Annotated in this window: 18 protein-coding genes, 1 pseudogene and 1 CRISPR repeat array; of the genes and pseudogenes, 10 read left to right on the top strand and 9 right to left on the bottom strand. The window is 42.3% G+C overall.

The features are described 5' to 3' along the window. Positions 1-104: 104 nt before the first annotated feature. The 5 genes from DW182_RS18600 to folE all read left to right on the top strand — a co-directional run bounded on the left by DW182_RS18600 (position 105) and on the right by folE (position 3,967). Entirely contained in the window at positions 105-647 is a 543-nt protein-coding gene (locus tag DW182_RS18600) for a DUF1599 domain-containing protein (protein ID WP_118296470.1), read from the top strand. Further along, positions 637-1,944 carry a BT_3928 family protein gene (locus DW182_RS22600; protein WP_118296469.1) on the top strand — a complete coding sequence of 436 codons (1,308 nt, stop codon included), beginning with the start codon at positions 637-639 and terminating at the stop codon, positions 1,942-1,944. Before DW182_RS18600 ends, DW182_RS22600 begins: the two co-directional genes overlap by 11 nt. A 54-nt stretch (positions 1,945-1,998) precedes the next feature. Further along, complete coding sequence (gene tpiA / locus DW182_RS22595; protein ID WP_007659726.1) at positions 1,999-2,754, top strand: triose-phosphate isomerase; 756 nt, start codon at positions 1,999-2,001, stop codon at positions 2,752-2,754. A 102-nt stretch (positions 2,755-2,856) separates the two neighbouring features. Continuing rightward, positions 2,857-3,312 carry an SPOR domain-containing protein gene (locus DW182_RS18585; protein ID WP_007659727.1) on the top strand — a complete coding sequence of 152 codons (456 nt, stop codon included), beginning with the start codon at positions 2,857-2,859 and terminating at the stop codon, positions 3,310-3,312. A gap of 61 nt (positions 3,313-3,373) precedes the next feature. Beyond that, positions 3,374-3,967, top strand: coding sequence for a GTP cyclohydrolase I FolE (gene folE, locus DW182_RS18580; protein ID WP_118296468.1), 594 nt, complete (start codon positions 3,374-3,376; stop codon positions 3,965-3,967). Positions 3,968-4,158: 191 nt separating this feature from the next. On the opposite strand, the gene dnaG is transcribed toward folE, so the two are convergent. Continuing rightward, positions 4,159-6,243 carry a DNA primase gene (gene dnaG, locus DW182_RS18575; protein ID WP_118296467.1) on the bottom strand — a complete coding sequence of 695 codons (2,085 nt, stop codon included), beginning with the start codon at positions 6,241-6,243 and terminating at the stop codon, positions 4,159-4,161. A gap of 377 nt (positions 6,244-6,620) precedes the next feature. Here dnaG and cas9 point away from each other — a divergent pair, with 377 nt between their 5' ends. The 3 genes from cas9 (at position 6,621) to cas2 (ending at position 12,557) form a co-directional block, all read left to right on the top strand. Further along, positions 6,621-10,988 (top strand): type II CRISPR RNA-guided endonuclease Cas9, encoded by a 4,368-nt coding sequence (gene cas9 / locus DW182_RS18570; RefSeq protein ID WP_118296466.1) that lies wholly within the window; start codon positions 6,621-6,623, stop codon positions 10,986-10,988. A gap of 305 nt (positions 10,989-11,293) precedes the next feature. Then, complete coding sequence (gene cas1 / locus DW182_RS18565; protein WP_118296465.1) at positions 11,294-12,223, top strand: type II CRISPR-associated endonuclease Cas1; 930 nt, start codon at positions 11,294-11,296, stop codon at positions 12,221-12,223. A gap of 1 nt (position 12,224) precedes the next feature. Continuing rightward, positions 12,225-12,557: a CRISPR-associated endonuclease Cas2 gene (gene cas2 / locus DW182_RS18560; RefSeq protein ID WP_118296464.1), complete on the top strand. Its 333-nt coding sequence runs from the start codon at positions 12,225-12,227 to the stop codon at positions 12,555-12,557. Positions 12,558-12,666: 109 nt separating this feature from the next. Beyond that, positions 12,667-13,022: direct repeats of the CRISPR family, unit length 47 nt; unit sequence ACTGTTTCCAATGGTTCAAAGATACTTAAATGAAAGCAGACCACAAC. A gap of 136 nt (positions 13,023-13,158) precedes the next feature. Here cas2 and DW182_RS18555 read toward each other — a convergent pair. The 6 genes and pseudogenes from DW182_RS18555 to DW182_RS18530 form a co-directional block, all read right to left on the bottom strand. Beyond that, positions 13,159-14,373: pseudogene (locus DW182_RS18555) on the bottom strand (IS256 family transposase). Positions 14,374-14,803: 430 nt separating this feature from the next. Continuing rightward, a complete protein-coding gene (locus tag DW182_RS18550; protein WP_007659729.1) occupies positions 14,804-15,577 on the bottom strand; it encodes a prephenate dehydrogenase/arogenate dehydrogenase family protein in 774 nt (257 codons plus the stop codon). Positions 15,578-15,666: 89 nt separating this feature from the next. Beyond that, positions 15,667-16,734: a bifunctional 3-deoxy-7-phosphoheptulonate synthase/chorismate mutase type II gene (locus tag DW182_RS18545; protein ID WP_118296463.1), complete on the bottom strand. Its 1,068-nt coding sequence runs from the start codon at positions 16,732-16,734 to the stop codon at positions 15,667-15,669. Between the two features lie 215 nt (positions 16,735-16,949). Beyond that, positions 16,950-18,131: a pyridoxal phosphate-dependent aminotransferase gene (locus tag DW182_RS18540; RefSeq protein WP_118296462.1), complete on the bottom strand. Its 1,182-nt coding sequence runs from the start codon at positions 18,129-18,131 to the stop codon at positions 16,950-16,952. Next, positions 18,106-18,954 carry a prephenate dehydratase gene (locus DW182_RS18535; RefSeq protein ID WP_118296461.1) on the bottom strand — a complete coding sequence of 283 codons (849 nt, stop codon included), beginning with the start codon at positions 18,952-18,954 and terminating at the stop codon, positions 18,106-18,108. The genes DW182_RS18540 and DW182_RS18535 overlap by 26 nt, the downstream gene beginning before the upstream one ends. Positions 18,955-19,264: 310 nt before the next feature. After that, positions 19,265-20,224, bottom strand: coding sequence for a tetratricopeptide repeat protein (locus tag DW182_RS18530; protein WP_118296460.1), 960 nt, complete (start codon positions 20,222-20,224; stop codon positions 19,265-19,267). A 433-nt stretch (positions 20,225-20,657) separates the two neighbouring features. Here DW182_RS18530 and DW182_RS18520 point away from each other — a divergent pair, with 433 nt between their 5' ends. After that, the gene (locus DW182_RS18520) at positions 20,658-21,458 is read left to right on the top strand and encodes a M48 family metallopeptidase (protein WP_118296458.1); all 801 of its coding nucleotides are present in this window, start codon (positions 20,658-20,660) and stop codon (positions 21,456-21,458) included. 51 nt (positions 21,459-21,509) lie between these two features. Here the strand turns inward: DW182_RS18520 and DW182_RS18515 are convergent, their stop codons facing one another. Further along, positions 21,510-23,402, bottom strand: a complete 1,893-nt coding sequence (locus DW182_RS18515; RefSeq protein WP_118296457.1) for an ATP-dependent DNA helicase RecQ — start codon at positions 23,400-23,402, stop codon at positions 21,510-21,512. 75 nt (positions 23,403-23,477) lie between these two features. Further along, positions 23,478-25,193: a single-stranded-DNA-specific exonuclease RecJ gene (gene recJ, locus DW182_RS18510; RefSeq protein WP_117693863.1), complete on the bottom strand. Its 1,716-nt coding sequence runs from the start codon at positions 25,191-25,193 to the stop codon at positions 23,478-23,480. 222 nt (positions 25,194-25,415) lie between these two features. On the opposite strand from recJ, the gene yaaA reads away from it, so the two are divergent. Then, the gene (yaaA, locus tag DW182_RS18505) at positions 25,416-26,180 is read left to right on the top strand and encodes a peroxide stress protein YaaA (RefSeq protein WP_118296456.1); all 765 of its coding nucleotides are present in this window, start codon (positions 25,416-25,418) and stop codon (positions 26,178-26,180) included. Positions 26,181-26,192: the final 12 nt, after the last annotated feature.

The following is a 26,192-nucleotide window of genomic DNA, read 5'->3' as shown; positions in this document are numbered from 1 at the left end:
ATATCAATAAACCCATAAAGGAGAGGGCACTTTAATATAATTTAGAGTGCCCTCTTTTCTTTTTTCTTTAATTATTCCTACCTTTGCAACCAATTTGTAAAGAAATGAAAGATACCAAACAACAATTTGAGCATGTCATAGCCATCTGTCGTGATTTGTTCTCCAAGAAACTACATGATTACGGTCCGGCATGGCGTATTCTCCGTCCGGCTTCCGTGACTGACCAGATATTTATTAAAGCCAATCGTATCAGGAGTATTGAAACCAAAGGAGTGACGTTGGTGGACGAAGGAATACGTTCCGAGTTCATTGCGATTATCAACTATGGCATTATCGGATTGATACAGCTGGAACTGGGATATGCGGAATCAGCCGATATCACGAATGAAGAAGCAATGGCATTGTATGACAAATACGCTAAAACTTCATTGGATCTAATGCTTGCTAAGAATCATGATTACGATGAGGCATGGCGCAGCATGCGTGTCAGTTCATATACTGATCTGATATTGATGAAAATCTACCGTACGAAACAGATTGAAAGCCTGTCGGGACAGACTTTGGTTTCGGAAGGAGTAGATGCTAATTATATGGACATGATTAATTATTCCGTATTCGGTTTGATTAAGATTGAATTTGGAGACTAAGCAGAAACATATAATATGGAAGAGCTGGGTGAATGTTTGCCGTTTTTTACTGGCGGCGGTATTCATCTTTTCCGGCTTTGTGAAGGCTGTCGATCCGTTAGGCTCTTTTTATAAGATTCAGGATTATCTGACGGCTTTCGGAATGGCCGCATGGTTTCCTACATATTTGCAGTTACTGTTTGCCATCGTATTGTCGGCTTTGGAATTCTCAGTGGGAGTATTCCTGTTCTTCGGTATACGGCGGAGGTTTGCTACGACTCTGGCACTGTTGTTGATGATCGTGATGACACCGCTGACACTGTATCTGGCATTAGCGAATCCGGTGGCTGATTGTGGTTGTTTCGGTGATGCATGGGTGTTGACAAACTGGGAAACGTTCGGCAAGAATGTAGTATTGCTTATTGCAGCCGTATCTGTCTTCAAAGGTGGAAAACAAATCATCCGCTTTATTACGGCAAAAATGGCATGGATGGTTTCCATGTATACGTTTTTTTTCGTGTTTGTGCTTTCGTTCTATTGCCTGGACAATCTGCCCATTCTTGATTTCCGTCCTTATAAGGTCGGAAAGAATATCAAAGAAGGTATGGAAATCCCCGAAGGAGCAAAACCCAGTGTGTTTGAGAGCAAGTTCATTCTGGAGAAAGACGGGAAAAAGCAGGAGTTTACACTGGATAACTACCCGGACAGCACATGGACGTTTGTTGAAACACGTACGGTGTTGAAGGAAAAAGGATACGAACCTCCGATTCATGACTTCTCTATTGTGAGTCTGGAAACCGGAGAGGATTTGACCGATAGCATTTTATCAGATAAGGGATACACATTCCTGTTGGTAGCTCATCGTATTGAAGGAGCTGACGATAGCGATATAGACCTTATTAATGAGATCTATGATTACAGTGTGGAGCATGGTTATGGCTTTTATGCCCTGACTTCTTCGCCAGAGGAACAAATAGAATTGTGGCGTGACAAGACCGGAGCGGAATATCCTTTCTGCCAGATGGACGACATCACTTTGAAGACCATTATCCGTTCCAATCCCGGACTGATGCTGATAAAGGATGGCGTTATTCTGAATAAGTGGAGTGATAACAGTTTGCCGGATGAATATGTGTTGACGGATAGCTTGGATAAACTGGAACTCGGTCAGCAGAAACAAGAAAGTGATTTGCGCACGATTGGTTACGTTCTTTTGTGGTTTATCATTCCGTTGCTGATGGTTATCGGCGTGGATATTCTGGTTGTGAAGCGCAGGGAAAGAAAGAGAGAGAAAAATAAAGAGCTTCCTCAGCCATAAATCACAAATTATAAATAGTAAATACATTAACCCTTTTAATAAATAAAAAACAAAATGAGAAAAAACATTGTTGCAGGAAACTGGAAAATGAACAAAACCCTTCAGGAGGGTATTGCTCTTGCAAAAGAACTGAATGAAGTATTGGCTAACGAAAAGCCTAACTGTGATGTAATCATCTGTACTCCTTTTATCCATCTGGCATCGGTTACTCCGTTGGTAGACCCCGCTAAGATTGGCGTAGGTGCTGAAAACTGTGCTGACAAAGAATCAGGTGCTTACACTGGTGAAGTTTCAGCTGCTATGGTTGCTTCTACAGGTGCTAAATATGTAATCCTGGGTCACTCAGAACGTCGTGCTTACTATGGCGAAACAGTTGCCATCCTGGAAGAAAAAGTAAAATTGGCTTTGGCTAACGGCCTGACTCCGATCTTCTGTATCGGTGAGGTGCTGGAAGAACGCGAGGCTAACAAGCAGAATGAAGTAGTTGCCGCTCAGTTGGCTTCTGTATTCTCTCTGTCTGCTGAAGATTTCTCTAAGATCGTATTGGCTTACGAACCGGTTTGGGCTATCGGTACAGGTAAAACTGCTACTCCCGACCAGGCTCAGGAAATCCACGCTTTCATCCGTTCACTGATTGCTGACAAGTATGGTAAGGAAGTTGCTGACAACTGTTCTATCCTTTACGGTGGTAGCGCTAAACCGTCTAACGCAAAGGAATTGTTCGCTAATCCTGACGTTGATGGTGGCTTGATCGGTGGTGCAGCTCTGAAGGCAGCAGACTTCAAAGGTATCATTGATGCTTTTAACTAATAGATAATGGAAGACTGATAATTGATAACCGGTGAAGTGCCGTTTGTCGGTTATCAGTCTCTATAATCATATTATCAATCGTCTATTATTTTATTATTCATTATGAAGAAGCTTGGTTTACTTTTAATTGCATGCTTTGCTTTCGCCGCTTTTGCTTCGGCGCAGAATAACATTGTGAAGAGTCTGGAACGCAATGTGCCGGGACAGGGTAAGGTAACCATCCATCAGGATGCCCGCATCGAGGCCTTGATAGGTCAGGAATATATCCCCAATGGAACGGAAAACAGAGTGCTTAAAAGTCAGGGTTACCGCGTACAGGTGTATGCCGGAAACAATACCAGTAGAGCCAAGAATGAAGCTCACTCAGTGGGCTCACGAATCAAAGAATATTTCCCGGAGCTTTCTGTTTATACCTCTTTCCACTCTCCCCGCTGGCTGTGCCGTGTAGGAGACTTCCGCAGTATTGAAGAAGCGGATGCCATGATGCGCCAGTTGCGTGCTACAGGCGTATTCAAAGAAGTTTCTATTGTGAAAGAGCAGATAAACATACCGCTTTAAGTTTATAAGTTGTTCAGTTTTTGAGTTGTACTGAAACTCGGAAACTTAAAAACTCAAATATATGTTAGGAAAAGAAGAAATCGTATCTCCTGCACTGGATGAACTGAAAGAACACTATCAGCGTATTATAACTTTATTGGGCGAAGATGCCGAACGCGAAGGACTACTGAAAACCCCCGAACGCGTAGCGAAAGCTATGCTGAGTTTGACAAAAGGCTATTTCATGGACCCGCACGAAGTGCTCCGCTCTGCCAAGTTCAAGGAAGAATACAGTCAGATGGTGATTGTGAAAGACATTGATTTCTTCTCACTTTGCGAACACCACATGCTTCCGTTCTACGGAAAAGCACATGTGGCCTATATCCCCAACGGTTACATTACGGGGCTGAGCAAGATTGCCCGTGTAGTGGATATCTTCTCCCACCGTCTTCAGGTGCAGGAACGCATGACGCTCCAGATTAAAGAATGCATCCAGGAAACACTGAATCCCCTGGGCGTAATGGTGGTTGTGGAAGCCAAGCACATGTGTATGCAGATGCGTGGAGTTGAAAAACAGAATTCCATAACGACCACTTCTGATTTTACAGGTGGTTTCAATCAGGCAAAGACTCGTGAAGAGTTTATGAACCTCATTCGTCAGAATTCATTCACATAACAATCCCAGACCTTATTTCATGAAAGGAAACTGCAGTTCCCATGAAGGGGGACTGTCGTACCCATTAAAGGAAACGCGCGTTCCCTTTAGGGGGAAACTATCGTTTCTGTATGAGGAAACTGTCGTTCCCATTAGGGGGAACTGTCGTTTCTGCATAAGGAAACTATCGTTCTCATTAGGAGTAAGGTGATTTAACCGAGTACAACTCTGTCTCCCAGTCGTTTGGCCATAATACTTTTGATCTCACGCAGTTCTGAGTAGCGTTTCATGATAGAGGTACATTGTTCTTCATCATTGGCTACGGCAGGGTCTTGTAGGGCATACATCATGTGTTTCATTTCTTCACTGATGATGGCGAACTTGAAATTAATCATGAGTGTAGGTACCAATTCAAATAGGCGTTCCTCGTCGGTCACTAACCTTTGGGCTTTGGAATGATATTTGCTCAGTTGGTAACGGTCTGCAATCAACTCTGTACTTAGTTTGCTGATGATAGGGTTGGGATGCGCCAGGAAATACCGTTCTGCAGTGAAGCCTTCATTGTGTATATGCTCTGCCGCTTCCGTCAACATCTGCCTGTGCAGCGGGTTGTGGAAAGCCAGTTCGTCCTCCTTCAAGTCATTGACTACGTATTCCGTTACCGTAATAGGAATTTCTTTCCCTTCCTCATCGGGAACGTTGCACAATACTTTCTCTCCGTAGCGTACTACCATTTGCAAGATAAGGCGCTCGTATTTGTAGAATTCCTGTCCTTCTTTCCCTTCCTGCGGGATATAAGATACGTATTCGGCAGCTTCCGCTGGGAGCGGTGCACCACCGTCAGGTATTTCTCCATCCATGGGATAAGGAGGCATGTCTTCAGGGTAGGGTGGTTGCATACCGTCGGGAAGCGGTGCTTGTGCAGCGTCGCGGGCTGCATTATTCTTTCTTGTTTCCCGGTTTCTTTGTTCCGCCTGCTTCTCAGCCTGCGTTTCGCGTCGTTTGGCAACTTCCGAAACCAGCAGCTTGTCTTCTACACGAAGCAGCTGGCTACATTCTTTAATATATACATCGCGGACGATTGCCTCAGGAATAATAGATATACTTTGTACAAGATTACCGATTAACTCAGCACGCTTGATGGGATCTTTTCCTGCATCTTCCAGTAGAAGATTGGTTTTGAAACGTATAAAGTCTGTTTCATTATATTGTATGAATTTCTGGAATTCTGTAGCATTGTGCTTGCGGGCGAAGGAGTCCGGATCTTCCCCGTCGGGAAGTAGGCAAACCTTGATATTCATTCCTTCTTCCAGCAGCATGTCGATACCGCGGAGAGAAGCCTTGATACCTGCCACGTCACCGTCATAGAGTACCGTAATGTTATTGGTGAAGCGGTGAATGAGCTTAATTTGCCCCGGAGTCAGTGCCGTACCCGAAGAAGCTACCACATTCTCGACACCTGACTGATGCATGGAAATAACGTCCGTGTATCCTTCCACCAAGAAGCAGCGGTCTTGTTTTACAATCGCCTGTTTGGCAAAATAAATGCCATACAACTCATTACTCTTATGATAGATTTCCGATTCGGGAGAATTGACATATTTTACCTTGACTCCCTTCGTCGCACTGCTAAGCACGCGCCCGCCGAAAGCGACCACCTTACCGGAAAGTGTGTGTACCGGAAAAATAACGCGTCCCCAAAAGCGGTCACGTAAGCGGTGATCGTCCGTTTCGTAGCAAAGCCCTGTCTTGACAAGATATTCTTTCTTGAATCCCTTCTTGATGGCTTCTTGAGCCATGGCATCGTGACTTTCTGTGCAATAGCCTAACTGGAACTTTTCGATGATATCATCCCGGAAACCACGATTGCGGAAGTATGCCATACCAATGCTACGTCCGTCCACATGGTTTTTAAGTATATTTTGGAAGTAATCACGTGCAAAGTTGTTCACGATGAACAGGCTTTCACGCTCGCTCTGCATCAGCTTCTCTTCGCTGGACAGTTCGCGCTCCTTGATTTCGATACCGTATTTCTTTGCCAGATATTTCAGAGCTTCGGGGTAACTCATCTGCTCGTGCTCCATAATGAAGTGCACCGCATTGCCACCCTTACCGCAGGAAAAGCATTTGCACAACCCTTTGGAAGGCGACACGTAGAAAGATGGCGTCTTGTCATCATGGAACGGACACAAGCCTACATAATTCACACCTCGCTTGCGCAACGTAACGAAGTCCGATACAATGTCTACAATCTGTGCGGCATCCAGAATTCTGTCTATGGTAGGTTGGTCTATCATTGGATAATTGTTTTTGCGAATGCAAAGATAAAAAAAATCCCTCGTTGAGGACGAGGGAACCTAATGTTTTCACAACGGAATAATCCTTATTGTGATTTGCTTCATTTTAGTGTAACAAGGTTATATCTAAACAGGATTTATACGGAATTGAATAAAGAAAAGTTTTTTCTTTATAGGGATAAGTATAATAAAGTGAGAAAAATTTTGCTGGGAACAGGAAAATTGTAACTTTGAAGAAAAATAAAAGCTCTACGGAATACGCAGAGCTAAGATGTCTTCGGCTTATAGCCTTATTGTGAAAAGTCTTTCACTTTAAGTATCTTGACTACAAAGATAAAAAAGAATAAGATAATAACAAAATAAAAAGAGAAAAATATATGGCAAGAGTTTTAGGACTTGATTTAGGTACAGCTTCTATCGGCTATAGTCTACGTGACACAGACAAAGGAACAAACATTACGGAACAATTGGTGAGGTTTGGTTCCATTATCTTTCAAAAAGGAGTTGGGAACAGTAAAACTGGAGAATTTTCGTATGCTGCAGAACGGACAAAACACCGTGCTTCGAGACGGCTTTACCAAGCTCGGAGATATCGTATTTGGGAAACACTTGCAACTCTTATTGAATTTGGTTTTTGCCCATTGTCTATTGAAGATTTGGATAGATGGAGAGTCTATGATAAGGCAAGGAATTTGAAACGCCGATACCCGGTTGATGCTGCTAATTTTGAACAATGGGTGCGATTGGATTTTGATGGTGATGGGAAATCGGATTATTCAAGTCCTTATCAGTTGCGGGAAGAGTTGGCAATCGTACAACTGGATTTCTCGCAAGAGATCAACCGTTTTAAACTGGGACGTGCTTTATATCATATAGCTCAACGGCGCGGTTTTAAAAGCAGTAAAGGGGAGACTTTAAAAGAACAGGAAGATGCTGTAAAAGATGATATAGCAAATGAAATGAGTTTAGAATCTGTTTCATTAAAAAAGTCAGAAGAAAGGAAGTCTAAGGATTTGGCTAGTTATATGGAAGAGAATGCTCTGCATACTGTAGGTTGTGCCTTTGCCCAATTGGAGAGAGAAGGTGTTCGTGTGCGGGCAAGTAAATATCAGGCTGTGCGTTCTCAATATAAAGAAGAGATAAAATATATATTTGAGTTTCAAAATGGTTTGGACATAGATGGAGATTTCTTCAAACGTATATATAGCGACAGAAAAGATGGGTGCATTTTTTACAAGCGTCCCTTGCGCTCTCAAAAAGGATTGGTGGGAAAATGTACGTTAGAACCTGCAAAGTCTCGCTGTCCAATTAGTCATCCTGAATTTGAAAAGTTTCGTGCATTTGCATTCATTAATAATATTCAATATCGAAGGACTACTGAAGATGAATGGCTGAATCTTACTGCTGAACAGAAACTAAAACTTTATAATGATAAGTTCCTTCAGGCAAAGCCTAGTTTTAAGTTCGAAGCTATTCGTAAGTGGATTGAAAAAGAGATTGGATTATTGCAAGATTACCATTTGTCTAAAGAGAAGAGAACCATTAATTATAGCGATAGAACGAATGTTACTGGTTGTCCTATTTCCGGAAGAATGAAGGCTCTTTTAGGTGAGAAATGGGAAGAATACAAGCAACAATCAGATAAAATACGAAAAAATAAAAATGGTAAAGAGCATGTTGTTTCCTATATGATGGAAGATATATGGCATGTCTGTTTTTCGTATGATGATGAAGAGGCTGTATCAGAATTTGCCAAATCATTGAAATTCGACGATAAACAAGTAAAACAGTTTCTAAATCTTTGGATAGCCATTCCTCAAGGGTATGCAATGTTAAGTCTAAAGGCTATTCGTAATATAAATAGGTTCTTAGTGCCGAAGAGAGATAATCCTTTATATAAAGGTCATATTTATACAGAAGCTGCACTACTTGGTAAAATGCCTGAGATTTTAGGAGAAAAGCAATGGGCGGATAACGAAAAGAGTATATTGGGAGCTATTAATGGATGGATAAACCAAAACCGAGAAGAAAAACGTATTTTGAATATTGTTAATAATCTGATTTCTGCCTATAAATCACTAGAATATGCAGAACAGTTTGCCTACAAAAATATAGAGTATCAATTAGATGACTCAGATAAGGAAGATATTGAGAAATATACGATTGAAGCATTTGGGCAAAAATCATGGGAAAAGGAAACACAAGAAATGAAAGATAAGGTTCTAAAAGATGTTGAAAGGATGTATCAGCAATTCTTTTTCACATCCAAGCGCGATTATTTTCGGCTACCAAAACTGGGAGATACTATAAAATTGTATCTGTCTAACAATTTTCCTGAGTTCTACTGCGCTAATAGTTTTGTTGAATCTCAAACTGGTTTACAGTGCCGTTGTGCTGCTTGTAAGAAGTTGAATAAATTATATCATCCGTCAATGGTTGAATTTTATAAACCGGCTAATGAACAAGAATTTGAATATGATGGTGTTATGCTGTCGAAAAAATTATTGGCAAATCCGGTAATTGGTGCGTTTAAGAACCCAATGGCTATGCGGACTTTACATCAATTACGTAATTTCATCAATTATTTCATCAAAGAGGGTCTTGTTGAAGAAGATACGCGAATTGTCGTTGAAACTGCACGCGATTTGAACGATGCCAACATGCGATGGGCAATTGAAGAATATCAGCGTGAAAGAGAAAAGGAGAATAAAGCGATTCTTGAAGCAATCAAAGAGTTAAAAGGTGAAGAGAAAAATAATGATGATATAGATAAAGCACGTTTGCTTATTGAGCAGAATCCTGAATACTTGTTTAATAAAGACAGATATGAAGTAGAAAGTGGAGATGATACAAACAATAAGAAAAAGAAAGCAGTGGGAAAAGCAACTGATTTTTTATATAAGAAAGATGTGGCTAAATATCGTTTGTGGTTAGAGCAAGGGATGCAATGTATCTATACAGGTAAAACAATTAGTATTTCCGAGTTATTTGATGAAAATAAGACAGATTTTGAGCATACTATACCCAGAAGTAAGTCTTTTGATAGCTCATTAGCGAATTTGACCGTATGCGATGCTTATTACAATCGTCATATAAAAAAGAATTGCATACCGACAGAATTGCCCAACTATGAAGAAATAGAACATCGTTTGCAACCTTGGAAAAAGAAAGTGGAACAACTGAAAAATAATGTAGAGTTTTGGAGACAGAAATCAAAACAGGCTCAGACTAAAGATGCAAAAGATAAGGCCATTCGGCAGAAGCATTTGTGGCAGATGGAATTAGATTACTGGCAAGATAAATTGTCGCGTTTCACCATGACAGAAGTGACCAGCGGCTTTAAACATAGTCAACTGAATGACACAAGGCTGATTACTAAGTATGCATATCACTATTTAAAATCTGTATTTAGTAAGGTCGAAGTCCAGAAAGGTTTGGTAACTGCTGATTTTCGTAAGATGCTTGGTGTACAGTCTGCTGATGAAAAAAAAGACCGCAATAAACATTCACATCACGCCATTGATGCTACAATTCTTTCGTTGATACCTGTAGCAGCTAAACGGGATAAGATCTTGGAGCTTTTTTATAAGATACAAGAAGAAAAGAAACTTAATTTCAATACTGAATATTGGGAGAAAGAATTGCAAAAAGAAATTCGCTCTTGTCAAATTGGGAACATTTCTTCTTTACCTGACTATATAGAGGAGAATATTTTAATTAATCATATTTCAAAAGATCAGACTTTAGTACCGGCAAAACGTAAAATGCGGACAAGAGGGAAAGTTATTTGGCAGAGAGATGAAGATGGACAAATTTGTATGGATAAGGATGGATATAAAATGCCAAAACATTGGATAAAAGGGGATTGCATTAGAGGAAAGCTGCATGGGGATTCTTTCTATGGTGCTATTAAACAATCCAAAAAGAAAGGTGAAAAAGATTATCTAACTTCATATGAAGATATTTCGTATGTTATTCGTAGGGAATTGAAATATAAGAAAACACCTACAGATAAGGGCTTTAAAGATTTAGATGATTTGCATCTGTCTATTGTTGATGAGGGTTTATTTAATATAATTAAGCAGCAATGTGATGGAAAATCTTTCAAAGAGGCATGTGATGACGGTTTTTATATGCTGAATAGAGATGGATATAAAGTGAATAAAATCAGACATATAAGATGTTATACCTCTGTAAAGAAACCTTTATCCATTAAACGACAATCATATCTATCTGATAAGGAATACAAACAATCTTATTATGCTGAAGTCGGTGATTTATATGCAATGTGTAAATATTGCAATGCAGATAAAACAAAAGTACGGTATGAAGTAATAAACCTGTTTGATATAACTGAGAATAGGAGATATGGTTATAACATAGCAGAAGTATTGGAAGATGATAAGAAAAAAGAAAAATACTATTTAGTCGCAGTTTTACAAGCAGGCAAACAAGTAATCCTTTATAAAAATGATGATGAACTTGAAAGCATAATAGAGATGTCTAATGATAAATTGTCAGATCGATTATATGTTATTAGTGGATTTGAGAGCCCTTATAGAATTATACTTAAGAAACATATATGTGCAAAGTCTGACAGTGAATTAGGAAGAGGAGAGTCTATAAAATCATTTAATGAACTTCCGGATAAAATTAGACAGAGTGTTAATGCTACAAATTATCTTCTAGAAGATATTGATTTTTATATTTCTCCAGATGGTTTAATAACATTTAAAAACGACTAATGAGCAATATTGAATTCTTCCGAAAATGAAAATCTGTTTTGTATGAAATGTAGAGAAGCAGTTTCTCATTTGTTGATATAGTAGAGGCGTTAACTGATAGTGTGTCTATATACAATCTCTGAATGAAATTTTGACTTTGACCGGGGGTAAATTGTATCTCAGTTAAATGATGGTAGAGGATGGGAAAAGGAAAAGACTTGAGTAAAGTGAGGTTAGATACATCTCTTCAAGTCTTTTTAGATGAAGAATAGCTTTAATTGCCTTTTGAAGCGGATAGTGAATAAGTAACTTAAAAACAGAATACTATGATTAAAAAAACGCTTTATTTTGGTAATCCTGTTTATTTATCTTTGAAGAATGCACAGTTAGTAATCAAGTTACCGGAGGTTGTGAAGAGCGACGTTTTACCTAAAGGTTTCAAACAACAGTCAGAGATAACTAAACCAATAGAGGATCTTGGTGTAGTAGTGCTGGATAATAAGCAGATAACTATTACTTCGGGAGTATTAGAAGCGTTACTTGAAAACAATTGTGCTATCATAACTTGCGACAGCAAGAGTATGCCGGTTGGTTTAATGCTTCCTTTATATGGAAATACCACACAAAATGAACGGTTTCGTCAACAGTTGGATGCTTCTCTTCCTTTGACAAAGCAGTTGTGGCAACAGACTATAAGAATAAAGATTGAAAATCAAGCAGCTGTATTGAAAAAATGTGCAGGTGAAGAAGTAAAGTGTATGGCTATATGGGCTGCTGATGTGAAAAGTGGAGATTCTGATAATCTGGAAGCACGTGCAGCTGCCTATTATTGGAAAAACTTGTTTAAGATAAAGGGATTTACAAGAGACAGAGAAGGGATTTCACCTAATAATTTGCTAAATTATGGATATGCGATTCTTAGGGCTGTTGTTGCGCGTGGATTAGTTGCCAGTGGACTTTTACCTACATTAGGCATACATCATCATAATAGATACAATGCTTATTGTTTAGCTGACGATATTATGGAGCCATATCGACCTTATGTTGATGAGTTGGTCTATAAGATATTGCAAGAGGGGATGAATTGTGATGAATTGACAAAAGGTTTAAAAGCTCGGTTACTTACTATTCCTACATTAGAAGTTGCTATCTCAGGCAAACGCAGTCCTTTGATGGTTGCAGTGGGACAGACTACTGCATCTCTATATAAATGCTTTAGTGGTGAACTACGTAGAATAATATATCCGGAAATGTGAGATGAACCGATTTAGTGAATATCGTATTATGTGGGTACTTGTATTATTTGATTTGCCTACTGACACAAAGAAGGATAAGAAGGCATATGTAGATTTTAAGAAAAATCTGCAGAAAGATGGCTTTACTATGTTTCAGTTTTCTATTTATGTTCGTCATTGTGCAAGTAGTGAGAATGCGGAGGTTCATGTAAAAAGAGTTAAGTCTTTCTTGCCTGAGTATGGGCAGGTTGGAATTATGTGTATTACAGATAAGCAATTTGGGAGTATAGAGTTATTTTATGGGAAAAAGTCTTTGGATATAAATACCCCTGGTCAACAATTAGAACTTTTTTAGAAAAAGAAAATCCCGCTTAAATGCGGGATTTTTAATTGAAAACAGTTTTGTTTTTGCAATTCTAAAACTATAGATAATGTATTGGATACCAGTGATTAATATGGAATATACTGTTTCCAATGGTTCAAAGATACTTAAATGAAAGCAGACCACAACTTGTTGCTGCTGATTATTTAACCAGTTTTAACTGTTTCCAATGGTTCAAAGATACTTAAATGAAAGCAGACCACAACTTGATTCAGGGTGCTGAAGAAAAGCTGAAGACTGTTTCCAATGGTTCAAAGATACTTAAATGAAAGCAGACCACAACCGTTTCCTTTAAAAGCGTCCACGACGTGGAACTGTTTCCAATGGTTCAAAGATACTTAAATGAAAGCAGACCACAACGTAGGTTCAAGTCCTACACGGAGAGCAAAAACTGTTTCCAATGGTTCAAAGATACTTAAAATGAAAGCAGACCACAACCCCTTAACCAGTATAATGAACTGACCATGGGTAGTGTAAAATAAACTGTGTCACGCATTATTTTTCTCTATAAAACTCATCGGTCGGGGAACGGCCAAGCGCCAAGGGGCGGGCCCCCGTCCCGACGAGCGTAAAATTACAATAAATTAAATCGCTCTCCAAACTTTATGGCTAATTGTTGTGAGATTGTATCCCAGTTAGCCAGTGGCATGGTCCACTTCTTCCGTATGTTACGGTATGCAAGATAAACCAGTTTTTCAAGGGCTGTATCCGATGGGAACACACACTTGCTTTTTGTTACCTTACGGATCTGTCTGTGATAACCTTCAACGGTATTTGTGGTATATATAAGTTTACGTATTGCCGGAGTATATTGGAAGTATTCAGACAGCTTATCCCAGTTCTCCTGCCAGGACCTGATAACGATAGGATATTGTTCACCCCATTTTCCATCCAGTTTAAGAAGTTCATTCTCTGCAGATTCTTTATTTACAGCCTGTTAGACGCATTTTAAATCCTTAAGGAATTCCTTCTGATTTTTGGAGCCTACATACTTGATGGAATTACGTATCTGATGTAGTATACAAAGCTGTACGGCAGTGTTGGGATAAACACTTTGAATGGCTTCAGGAAAACCTTTCAAACCATCTATACTGGCTATGAGAATATCTTCCACTCCACGATTCTGAAGATCTGTCAGAACGCTAAGCCAGAAGTTGGTACCTTCATTTTTAGATATATACATACCGAGAAGCTCTTTGTGACCGTCCTTGTTAATACCTAATACATTATAGATTGCACGGGATACTGCACAACCGCGTTCATCTATCACTTTATAGTGAATGGCATCCATCCAGACTATTGGATACACTGAATCCAGCATACGGGATTTCCATGCCTTTATTTCCGGAAGTACACGGTCGGTAATGGCGCTGATTGTATCTGCAGAAACACGATTCCCAAGATTTTCTTCCATCCAATCACTGATTTCCCGGGTGCTGTTTCCAAGGGCATAAAGACCAATTATACGGTCTGCAACCCCTTCAGCAAGAATAGTCTCGCGTTTCTTGATAAACTGGGGTTCAAAACTTGAATTACGGTCACGAGGGGTAGAGACTGTGACCTCGCCCAATGGAGTCTGGACCTGCTTCTGCATTTTACCATTACGGCGATTACCAAATTGGCGTTCTTCATCTGTAAGATGTGCGTCCATCTCACCTTCCAAGGCTGCATTCAAGATACTTTCCAATAAAGGAGCAAAAGCACCATCTTTACCTAACAAAGGCTTGCCAGCTTTTAGCTGTTCAATGGCCTTGTTCTTGATACTCTCAAAATCAAATTCTTCTTTCATACAAAAAAACTGTGTTAGCAAAGTTAATATTTTATTTCTTTTCTTTGCTGACACAGTTTAATTTACAGCCTCTGAACCAGGACTGTTTCCAATGGTTCAAAGATACTTAAATGAAAGCAGACCACAACAGCAATTGTAGCGATTCTTCAAAGTTAATGACTGTTTCCAATGGTTCTACTTAAATAGAAGTCAGTTACAATATGGTTCTAGCAAAACAAACACAGAGTCATTTACAATAATTCAAATAGAGTAGTATACGAGAATTTCATATCATTCCTGCCAATATTTGACTATTTTCAATAATTTTAGAAATAAGTATGCCCCTACCTAATCCTAAATATCATCACCTCTCTTTATTAACAAATTGAAGAGAGAAGCCCCATTTCCTTTTTCGTACCCCTCCTCTCTTCAATCCCTTAATCTCACCTATCTATTTTATCTTTTCCCTAATCTTCGTCAGATACTGCTTCATTCCTTCCGCATCCTTCGTACTGATAATTTCCAGCAAATTCTTCAGCTCCAGACGAATATTTTCCACTTGCGAGGGAGTGCGCGGGTTGAAAAGAATTTCCTGAAGCAAGTAATCATCCTCACTCAGTAAACCCTTAGCAATAGCCATGTGCTTCTTGAACGTAGTACCCGGAGCCTCCTGATGCTTCATCACCGCTGCAAAAACAAACGTAGAGACAAAAGGAATAGACAGAGAATAAGCTACCGTCTCATCATGCTCATCGAAAGTATATTCGAAGATATTGAGGCGGAGCGTCTGGTAAAGGTCCTTGAAGAAAATTTTTCCCAGGTGGTCACCTTCACTGATGATGATAGCATTCTCGCTGCTCAGATTACTAAGGCTGGCAAATGTAGGGCCAAACATCGGATGCGACGATACATAACGGAAACCACTTTCCTCATAGAATTTCTTCAATCCTGTCTTCACCGAGGCGATATCACTGATGATACAATCCTTGGGCAGCACGGGCAGCACCTTGCGGAATGCATCCAATGTATATTTCACCGTGGCGGCATTGATTACCAACTCCGGTTCGAAGTCCTTTATCTCTTCCAGCGTGGTGAAACGATACGTGTTGTAGACAAAACGCAGCTGGTGCGGATTCACGTCGAACACTGCCGTTTCATGTTGGAAACTTAGAATATCTGTAAAGAAAGAGCCCATCTTGCCGGCTCCGAGTATTAAAATACGCATAAATCTAATGTTATTAGCTACAAGTTACGAGTTACAAGCTACGAGTGTCCTGCGGTATGATGGCGCAGCTACTCGTAGCCTGTAGCTTGTCACTTATTAATTATTTCCATTTGTTGCCTCACACTCTCCTCGTGTATCAGCTCGAATACCTTCTTGATAAATTCGGAATCCACGCCAAGGAGCACGCCTTGTGAACCGCGTTTGTCCAGAATTTCATTGTAACGTTCCGTTTGCAGGATCGTCATATCGTGCTCTTTCTTGAACGTACCGATTTCACGTGCCACACGCATACGCTTGGCAAGTTCCTGCATCAGGTTGTTGTCGCACTCGTCAATCTGTTTGCGCAGTTCGCTGAGGTTCTCCGTAGTCTGTGTCTCCTTACGAATGACGAGCAGGTTCAGGATGTAATCCAGTACGTCCGGAGTCACTTGCTGCGAAGCATCGCTCCATGCACAATCCGGGTTGCAGTGGCTTTCGATAATCAGACCGTTGAAGCCGAGATCCATTGCCTGCTGACAAAGCGGAGCTATCAGTTCGCGTTTTCCGCCTATATGGCTGGGGTCGCAGATAATCGGCAGGTTGGGGATGCGGCGACGCAACTCGATGGGGATATGCCATTGCGGCAGGTTGCGGTACAACTTCTTGTCGTAGCTGCTGAAACCGCGGTGGATGGCTGCCAGACGTTTCAGACCGGCATTGTTGATACGCTCTAGGGCACCGATCCAGAGTTCCAGATCCGGGTTTACCGGGTTTTTCACAAACACAGGAATATCCACACCCTTCAGTGCATCGGCAATTTCCTGCATGGCAAACGGGTTGGCAGTGGTGCGTGCGCCAATCCAAAGGATATCGATACCTGCTTTCAGACACTCGTATACATGCTTCGAAGTGGCTACTTCGGTAGCCACGTACATACCGGTTTCTTTCTTCACCTCTTTCAGCCATGCTAGACCGTCTACGCCTACACCTTCGAAACCACCCGGTTTGGTACGCGGTTTCCAGATTCCTGCACGGAATATCTTCATTCCCTTTTCGGCCAGTTGCTTGGCGGTGCACATTACTTGTTCTTCTGTCTCGGCGCTGCAAGGACCTGCAATTACCATGGGACGTTTGTCCTCAATACCCGGCAGCAAAATCGATTCTAATTCAAGTTCCATATTCTTTTATTTTTGTTCAATTATATTTTTATTGTATAGATATTTCTCTGTATCTCCTGAACCCTCTACAACCCCCGTTGATAAAGCCTTTCAAACGTGTTAATAAATACAGGCCTCGTTTTTTTCAAACGTTGCCCTTATTCTTTAAAAACGTCGGGCACGTTTTTTTAAACGGTGAGTGGCTTGTGTTACAGGACTTCTTTTTTGTAAACATATTACTTCATCTCCCTGATGCGTTTCAGTGCCTCTTCCAATTTATGGTCTTTGCAGCAAAGCGAGATGCGGATATACCGTTTTCCGTTACTTCCGAAGATGAATCCCGGAGTGATGAACACGCGTGCGTTGTGCAACACCGTTTCAGTCAGTTCTTCCACGTCGGCGCAGCTATCGGGAATTTTCCCCCAAAGGAACATACCCACCTGTTTTTCGTCATACGTACATCCCAGTGCGTGCATGATTTCTCCTGCCAGATGGCGGCGGTTGCGGTAGTTCTTGTTATTTCCGTCGTACCATTCCTGTTCGGCTTCCAAGGCGTTGGCGGCTGCCAGTTGCATGGCGCGGAACATACCGCTGTCAATGTTGCTCTTCACTTTCAATATCCATTGCACAAAGTCAGCGTTGCTTGCCAGCATACCGATACGCCAGCCCGGCATATTGTGGCTCTTGCTCATGGAGTTGAACTCGATGCAACACTCCTTGGCACCCGGTACGCTGAGGATGCTGAGGGGGTGGTCGTTCAGGATGAAGCTGTACGGGTTATCGTTTACAATTACGATGTCCTTACGGTGTGCGAAGTCCACCAGTTTTGCATAAAGTTCCGGGGTGGCGTTGGCTCCGGTCGGCATGTTCGGATAGTTGGTCCACATCAACTTTACGCGGCTCATATCCATCTTTTCCAGTTCGTCGAAGTCGGGCATCCAGCCGTTTTCCTCTTTCAGGTTGTAGTTGATGACTTCCGCGCCCAGTATCTTGCTCAGTGAGGTGTAAGTGGGGTAGCCCGGATTGGGAACCAATACCTGTTCGCCCGGATTGACGAAAGCGAGTGTGACGTGCAGGATACCTTCTTTCGAGCCGATGAGCGGTTGTATTTCAGTATTGGGATTCAACTCCACGCCGTACCATTTCTTATACCAGGTGGCAAAGCTGCGGCGAAGTTCGGGGATACCGACATAAGGCATATAGCCATGTCCATCTGGGTTTTGTGCTTCGCGACATAAGGTTTGTATGGTTGCTTCCGAGGGAGGCATGTCGGGGCTGCCGATTCCGAGGCTGATTACGTCTTTTCCTTCGGCATTCATTTGTGCCACCTCTTTCAACTTCTTGGAGAAGTAGTATTCGCTCACGCTGGCCAACCGGTCGGCGGGCTTGATCTTAGATGTTTGATTTTCCGTCTGCATATTCGCCTAATATTTTAAGTTCTTTGGTTAGCGGTGTGATGGCCGCGATGGATTGTTTATATCTCAGTATGTTGTCGAAAACGACGTCTACGTAAAATTGGTATTCCCATTCCCGCCCGATGATGGGCAGCGACTGTATCTTGGTCAGGTTGATGCTGTAGAATGAAAGGATGGACAGCACTTGCGAGAGGCTCCCTTCTGTGTGGGGCAGTGTGAATACCATGCTTGCCTTGTTGGTTTCCGGGTGTGGATGGCGGTGTATCTCGTCCACCTGCCAAGGGTCGGCAACTACCAGAAAACGGGTGAAGTTGTGCTTGTTTGTTTCGATGCCTTCCTGCAACACCTTCATGCCGTAACGCTCGGCAGCGGCTTTGGAGCAGATGGCGGCGTGTCCTTTCAGGTTCTCCCGCTTGATGATTTCGGCGCTGAGGGCGGTGTCTTCCGCTTCCACTACTTTCATTTTCGGGTGCTGGGCAAGGAACTCGCGGCATTGCATCAGTGCGATGGGGTGGGAGTTGACTTCCGTCAGATCGTTCCAGTCCTCATCGGGCAGGCAGACAAAGCTGTGTGATATGCGTAGTTTGTATTCGCCTATGATTTGTGTGCCGCTTTGCCGCAGCAACTCATTGTTGTGCAACAGGCTGCCTGCAATGGTATTCTCTATCGCCAACATTCCTATGGTCTTGCTGTCCTTCTTCACGGCTGCAAACACGTCCTCAAAAGTAGCGCAACAGATTAACTCTATTTCTTCTCCTTCGAAGTACTTGTGTGCGGCGATGTCGTGATACGACCCTAATGTTCCTTGAATGGCTATTTTCTTCATACTGTTTCTTTAAAAAAAAATCCCGCTTCCATACAATGGAGCGGGATTTAAGTATATTACTTTAGTTCTCTACTCAGTTCTTAAGCATCACTGTCACTTGATACATACAAACTCCCGCTCTACTTTCTGGCTAAAGTAAAAGTAAAAAAAGAAGTAATATGCATAAGTAAACAAATTCATACTTTCGTTTTCTTTTTGATTCTTAATTCGTGGCAAAAGTAATACTTTTCTTTTATATGCAAACAAAAAACGATCTTTTTTTTATTTGAAGCTTCATTTTATTGACTTGCTTATATAATTAAGGTGGAACCTATAGTCCTAGTACATTCGGTTGTCTTTCGTTAGACTGGTTGCCATATTGTCCGTTGAAGGCTTGAACTTCTTTCGGATTTAGTTCCAATGCTATCTTTGTGTCCTCAACCGAACCATCTTTGTCGCCATTCAGCAACTTGGCACGTCCGCGTTCGTGGTAGGCTTGCGCAAAATTAGGGTTCAGTTCAATAGCTTCATCAAAGAGGGCGATAGCTTCCGGAAGTTTCTTTTGCTCAATATAGAGTTGTCCCAGATAGAGGAAACCTTGCTCATTGAAGGGATTCAGTTCAGTCACGTGACAATAATCGGCTTCTGCCGCTCCGGCGTCACCGGTGGCTTCTTTGATTTTGCCGCGTAGCAAGAGGGTGCTTTCGTCATCTGCATCTTGTGCCAATATAGCGTCAATGTCCTCCATGGCTTCATTATACTGCTTCATCTTGGTTAATGCTTCGGCACGTAGGAGGCGTGCTTCGGTGAAATCATCTTTCAGAACGATGGCTTTGGTGAGGTGGGCGATGCTCATAATGCCATCATCCATTCCTTGCTTGGCCCTTCCCAGAAGATAGTGCGCCATGGCGTTGCCTTCTTCTATTTCAATAGCTTTCTGTGCGGCTTCGGTCATGGCCTGATAATCTTCTTGCAGGTAGCATACATTGGCAAGGGTGAGGAAGGTGGAAGTATGTTCCGGTTCCAGTTTCGCCATACGTTCCAAAAGCTCATGTGCTTCGCTGAGGGCATTTGTCTGGGTGTAAACCTGGCTCAGATAACTCATGGTTTCAAAGTCATCCTGGATGGCCAAGGCTTCGGTGAAACATTTAATGGCGTAGTCCGGACGTCCCATGCGCTGTGCACGCATGCCGTCATACTTGAAAATTTCAAAGTTCTTCTGCTCGTTTTTCTGTTTTTCAGTTTCCGGCTTGTCTTGTTTGCCGGAGAAGAAAGATTTAAAGAATCCCATAATTATGTATGTCTTTGATATTTTGTTTCTATTCTTTTGCAAACTTAAAGAAATTCTCCGGAATATACGAATAAAAAGAAAAAATCAATGAAAAACGAATTACCGTACCTGATCCGATCATAAACCGAACATGAATTGGAATTCGTCGTATGAGACTTGATATACTTTTATAAATCCGGCGGCTCTTTCGCCTTCGAATTCGGTGCATGCATCGACACAATAGCAATTGTTGGAATTTGGCGAGAACAAACCCTCATAAGGTATGATATTATTTAGAAACAGTTTGGGTTTGCATAAAAAATTAGTCTTTATACCAAGAACTTTGTCGAAAAAGAGAAAAACATCTCCTAATATGTTGATGGTATCATTTAAAATTTGTTCTTTTGCGCCACATTTATCAAAATAAAAATAATCATCTTCTAAAAACACAAGAATGAAAAAGACTCTTATGAAGTGGGCCCTTCTTCTCGTATGCATGGCTGTGACAATGCCTGCAATGGCTCAGTTTAATGTGAAAGCATTGAAAGGTGCAGTAAAAGCCGTTAAAGCGGTGACTTTAACAGATGCTCAAATGACGGAGTATGTGAAAGAATACATCGACTGGATGGATACTCACAATCAGGTGTGTGCGGACGACAATGAGTACACTATCCGCTTGAAGAAGCTGACTGACGGCTTGACGGATGTGGAAGGAATTCCCTTGAATTTTAAAGTTTATTATGTGATAGACGTCAATGCCTTTGCGTGTGCAGATGGTAGTGTACGTATCTTTTCTTCTTTGATGGACATTATGAGTGACGATGAATTGCTTGGTGTTATCGGTCACGAAGTGGGGCATGTGGCACACAAGGACTCTAAGAATGGCTTCCGCACAGCATTGCTGACTTCTGCCTTGAAAGACGGTATTTCTTCGCAAGGCGGTACGGCTGCTAAACTGACAGATTCTCAGTTGGGCGATTTGGGTGAAGCTTTGGTGAACTCCACTTACTCACAGAAGCAGGAACGCAGTGCCGACGATTACGGCTACGAGTTCTTGAAGAGTCATGGCAAGAACCCTTGGGCGATGGCTTTGTCTTTCCAGAAGTTGAAGAAATTGCAGGAAGAAGCCGGTGCACAGAAAAGTAGTAAGCTGAATCAACTGTTCTCTACTCATCCTGATTTGGATGCCCGTATCCAGCGTATGGAAGAACGCGCAACCAACGAAGGTATTGAGAAACCGACAGTAACGGAATAATTCTTATTGATATATAAGGAGAAGGGCGTGCAATTTACTGTACGCCCTTTCTTATGCCCTCAGGCTTATGATGCCGTTCACCGTCTTCAGATCTCCTTCTTCCAGCAACTCCCGGATGCATTGAGAGATGATTTCTTTGTCTGCTTCTATTTGTGAGGCAATATCGGCAGGTGTCAGAGGTTGCTTGCGAAGCAATTCTTTAATTTCTTCTTTTATTTGTTGGGGGGAAAGCTCGGGAGTTTCGGCACGGTGGCTGAGGCAGACATCGCATATTCCGCAGTTATGTTCATTCTTCTCACCGAAATACCGTAGAAGCATACGGCTGCGGCAAACGGTTTCGGTCGTTACATAATCTACCATTGCTTGAATGCGGGCTTCATAGCGTTCCTTACGCTCCTCGTATATACTGCGGGAGATTTGCAGATGTTGCCTGTCTACGCGTTCGCGTGTGTATATGATATAAGGTGTTTTTTTATGTGGGATATAGTCGATGATACGCATCTTGGATAGGCGTATCAGCAAGTCGTACACCCGTTGTCGCGTTAATCCGCTACGTACGGCAAGTGAATTCTCGTTGATAAAAGTGTAATCCGTGAATACTCCAGTGTAAGAGCGCAGAACGATTTGGATAAGTTTATCCATATCCTCTCCCAGTTCGCGTAATTTATATAGTTCATCACGGCGCACAGTGAAATAAAGGCGGGAGGCATTGTCCTGTTCGTCGGTATATTCCAGATATCCTGCTTGCGTCAGAATCTTCAATGCACTGTCGGCAGGCACAGGGAAGTATTTGAACTTCCGGCAAAAGTCTTCCAGATTGAACTCTCTGATACATCCCAAACCGTCTCCCATTGCCATTTGGTAATAATATTGCAGATGTTCGTACACCTGTTTGATGTAGTCTTTCTCCGGAAAGGTGTCCGGGATACGTTTATGAAGGGTGACTTTGTCCGATTTGGCATAGAGTATTACGGCATACGCTTTGTTGCCGTCACGTCCTGCACGTCCTGCTTCCTGGAAATAGGCTTCGGGAGAGTCCGGTAAATCGAGGTGGATTACGATACGTACATCGGGCTTGTCGATCCCCATGCCGAAAGCGTTGGTAGCAACCATTACACGACTCTCGCCTGTTTGCCAGCGATGCTGACGTATATCCTTGGTGGCATCATCCAGACCGGCGTGGTAGAAGTCGGCGGTAATCTCTTCGTTAATTAAAAGTTCGGTGATTTCTTTGGTTCGCCGACGATTGCGTACATAAATAATGGCGCTACCCGGCATACGGCGCAGGATGTGAAGAAGTTCTCCGGTCTTATTTTCTGTTTTGCGGACTATGTAGGCAAGGTTCTTCCGTTCGAAACTCATACGGAAAACATTTTCTTGCCGGAAGCACAGCCGTGCCTGGATATCCTTCACGACTTCCGGGGTAGCGGTTGCAGTCAGTGCCAGCACAGGGACACCGGGTAGGAGATCACGTATTTCGGCTATTTTCAGATAGGCAGGACGGAAATCATATCCCCATTGTGATATGCAATGGCTCTCGTCAACGGTTATCATACTGACGTTCATTTTCCGTAGCTTGGTGCGGAAGATTTCCGTATCCAACCGTTCGGGCGATATATACAAGAATTTGTAATTGCCGAAAATACAGTTTTCCAGTGTGACGATAATCTCTTGCCGGGACATTCCGGAGTAGATGGCAAGTGCTTTGATTCCTCTTTTTTTCAGGTTCTGCACTTGGTCTTTCATCAGAGAAATCAGGGGAGTGATAACTATGCAAAGTCCCTCTCTGGCAAGTGCAGGCACCTGGAATGTGATGGACTTTCCACCGCCCGTAGGCATCAGTCCCAAGGTGTCTCTGCCTTCGCCAATACTATTGATGATGTCTTCCTGTATGCCTCGGAAGTTGTCATATCCCCAGTATTGCTTTAAGATTTCCTTATACATAGAAGTGAAGAGTGAAAAACGAAGAATGAAGAATTAGCTATGCTATTATCCGTATGGTAATTCTTCATTCTTCATTTAATTAGGTTGAATATCCTCTATCTGCAACTGTACCTCGCCCCGTTTATGGGTATTCTCTTCAATGGTGTAGCAGATATCAAACGAACGCTTGGTTTTGATGAAACGTACATGTGAACTTTGTCCGAAGGCAATGCCGTTCATTACATTATTCGATTTGTTGTCTACCAGTTCCAGCTTGATATGTTCCTGATCGCGTCCCACTACTTTACTAGTGCCGTAATCATAAACATTATGTGTGCAGAATATCGGCTTCGGATTATCCGGACCATAAGGATTGAACTTCTTCAGGTCACTAAAAAATTTCGGAGAAATATCCCTGAAATCTATCTCTGCATCAATATTTATGACTGCACTTGTCTGTTCCGGTAGGATGTTCTGTGAAACGAATTCCTCGAAGCGTTCGGTAAAGGCGGGAACATTCTCCACTTTCATCGAAAGACCGGCTGCATAGGTATGGCCACCGAAATTTTCCAGCAGATCACGACAATATTCAATCGCCTTATACACGTCAAAACCAGATACGGAACGGGCGGAACCTGTTGCCATATCATCCGTACGGGTCAGTACTACCGCGGGGCGATAATAAATCTCCGTCAGGCGGGAGGCAACGATACCGATAACACCTTTGTGCCAATCCTCGTTGTATAACACGATGGAGCGGCGGTCTGCCAGTCCTTCCAGGTCAGCTACAATCTGGTTGGCTTCCTCGGTCATGGTCTTATCGAGGTCTTTCCGGGTTTCATTGTATTGATTGATTTGATTGGCTTTTTCCAAAGCCATGGAGAAATCTTTCTCTGTCAGCAGGTCGACAGCTTCTTTTCCGTTTTGGATACGTCCGGAGGCATTGATGCGTGGGCCTATCTTGAACACGATGTCGCTGACGGTAATATCCTTTTCCGTCAGTCCGCATACGTCGATGATCGCTTTCAAGCCTACACTGGGATTACTGTTCAATTGCTTCAATCCATGGAAAGCAAGTATCCGGTTTTCTCCCATGATGGGAACAATGTCCGAGGCGATGCTTACGGCAACCAAGTCGAGCAGTGGAATGAGGTGATGGAACTCAATGCCATTGCTGATGGCAAATGCCTGCATAAATTTAAAGCCTACGCCGCAACCGGAAAGGTGCTCGTAAGGATACGTATTATCTAAACGCTTGGCGTTCAGGATAGCGGCGGCAGGTGGAAGTACATCGTCGGGCACATGATGGTCGCAGATGATGAAGTCAATGCCTTTTTCTTTGGCATAGGTGATCTCCTCTACAGCTTTGATGCCGCAATCCAGTACGATAATCAATCCTACACCGGTTTCCGCGGCATAGTCTACCCCTTTGGTAGATACCCCGTAGCCTTCGTTGTAGCGGTCGGGGATGTAATAGTCAATGTTCGAATAGAACTGTTGAATAAACTTGTAGACCAATGCCACTGCAGTAGTACCGTCTACATCATAGTCACCATAAATCAGAATACGCTCTTTCTTTCCCATTGCCTTATTAAGGCGTTCCACGGCCACATCCATGTCTTTCATCAGGAATGGGTCGTGCAAGTCGGGCAATTGCGGGCGGAAAAACTTCTTGGCATCCTGTGCCTTCGTTATTCCCCGCTGCACCAATAATCCGCTAAGAATCGGGCTAATCCCTAATTCTTGGGCCAACTTTTGGCTTGTCTCTACCTGTTCGGGTGTAATGGGTTGATAATTCCATTTGTGAGTCATTTTATATATTGTTTTTTCCTTTTTTCAGTCTCGTGGTTGGAACAGGTTTCGTTTCTCTCGGGAAAAGCCTATATTTTTCCAACAAGGCGTAAAAGTACGAAAAAGTATGGAAATAGAGGACGATTATGCGGAAAAACTTTGCGCAAAACTTTTTCATACGAATATGAAAGTTCTGCATTCGATTTGCATTATCTTTGTTTCCCAAAAAACTTTGAACGTGATATGTTGACATTCATCTCTTGTGCCAAAACGATGACGGCACGTATATCTGTAGGAGTCCCTGAAATAACCGTTCCGCATTTTCAGGCGGAAGCAGTACAGAATGCCTTGGATATGGGGCAATTTTCAGCTGCTGACCTGGAATGTCTGCTACGTATAAATTCCAAGATTGCCGCTGAGAATTATCTGCGCTATCAGGATTTCTTTTCGGAGGCAAATTCTGCGATGCCCGCTATCTGTGCCTATACCGGTGCGGTGTTCAAGCGTATAGTACCGAAAGATTTTTCCGAAGATGATTTTCGTTATGCTCAAGAACACATGCGCATCACTTCCTTTCTGTACGGACTGCTTCGTCCGCTGGACGGGATAAAACCTTATCGTCTGGAAGGAGATGTACGCCTGCCCGAAAGGGGAGGGGTGACTATGTTTGATTACTGGAAACCTTTGCTAACGGATTATTTTATAGCGGATATCAAACGGCAGGGTGGCATACTCGTTAATCTTGCCAGTGGTGAGATGAGAGATTTGTTCGACTGGAAGCGAGTAGAAGAAGAAGTCCGTGTCATTACTCCCGAATTTCAGGTATGGAAAGACGGGCAGCTGAAGACAATTGTGATATATGCCAAGATGTGCCGCGGAGAAATGTTGCGCTATATTATTAAAAATCGCATTGAAAATCCCGAAGACTTGAAGGCGTTTACGTGGGAGGGCTTCGCTTACGATGAGGGACGCAGTACGGATGAGCATTTGCAATTTACGCTGGTGTGACCAGCGAAGGTA

The sequence above is a fragment of the Bacteroides sp. AM16-24 genome (genome assembly GCF_003471885.1).
Lineage (GTDB): Bacteria > Bacteroidota > Bacteroidia > Bacteroidales > Bacteroidaceae > Bacteroides.
Note: the sequence above shows the minus strand (reverse complement) of the source record. Positions and strands in the feature narration are given on the sequence as shown.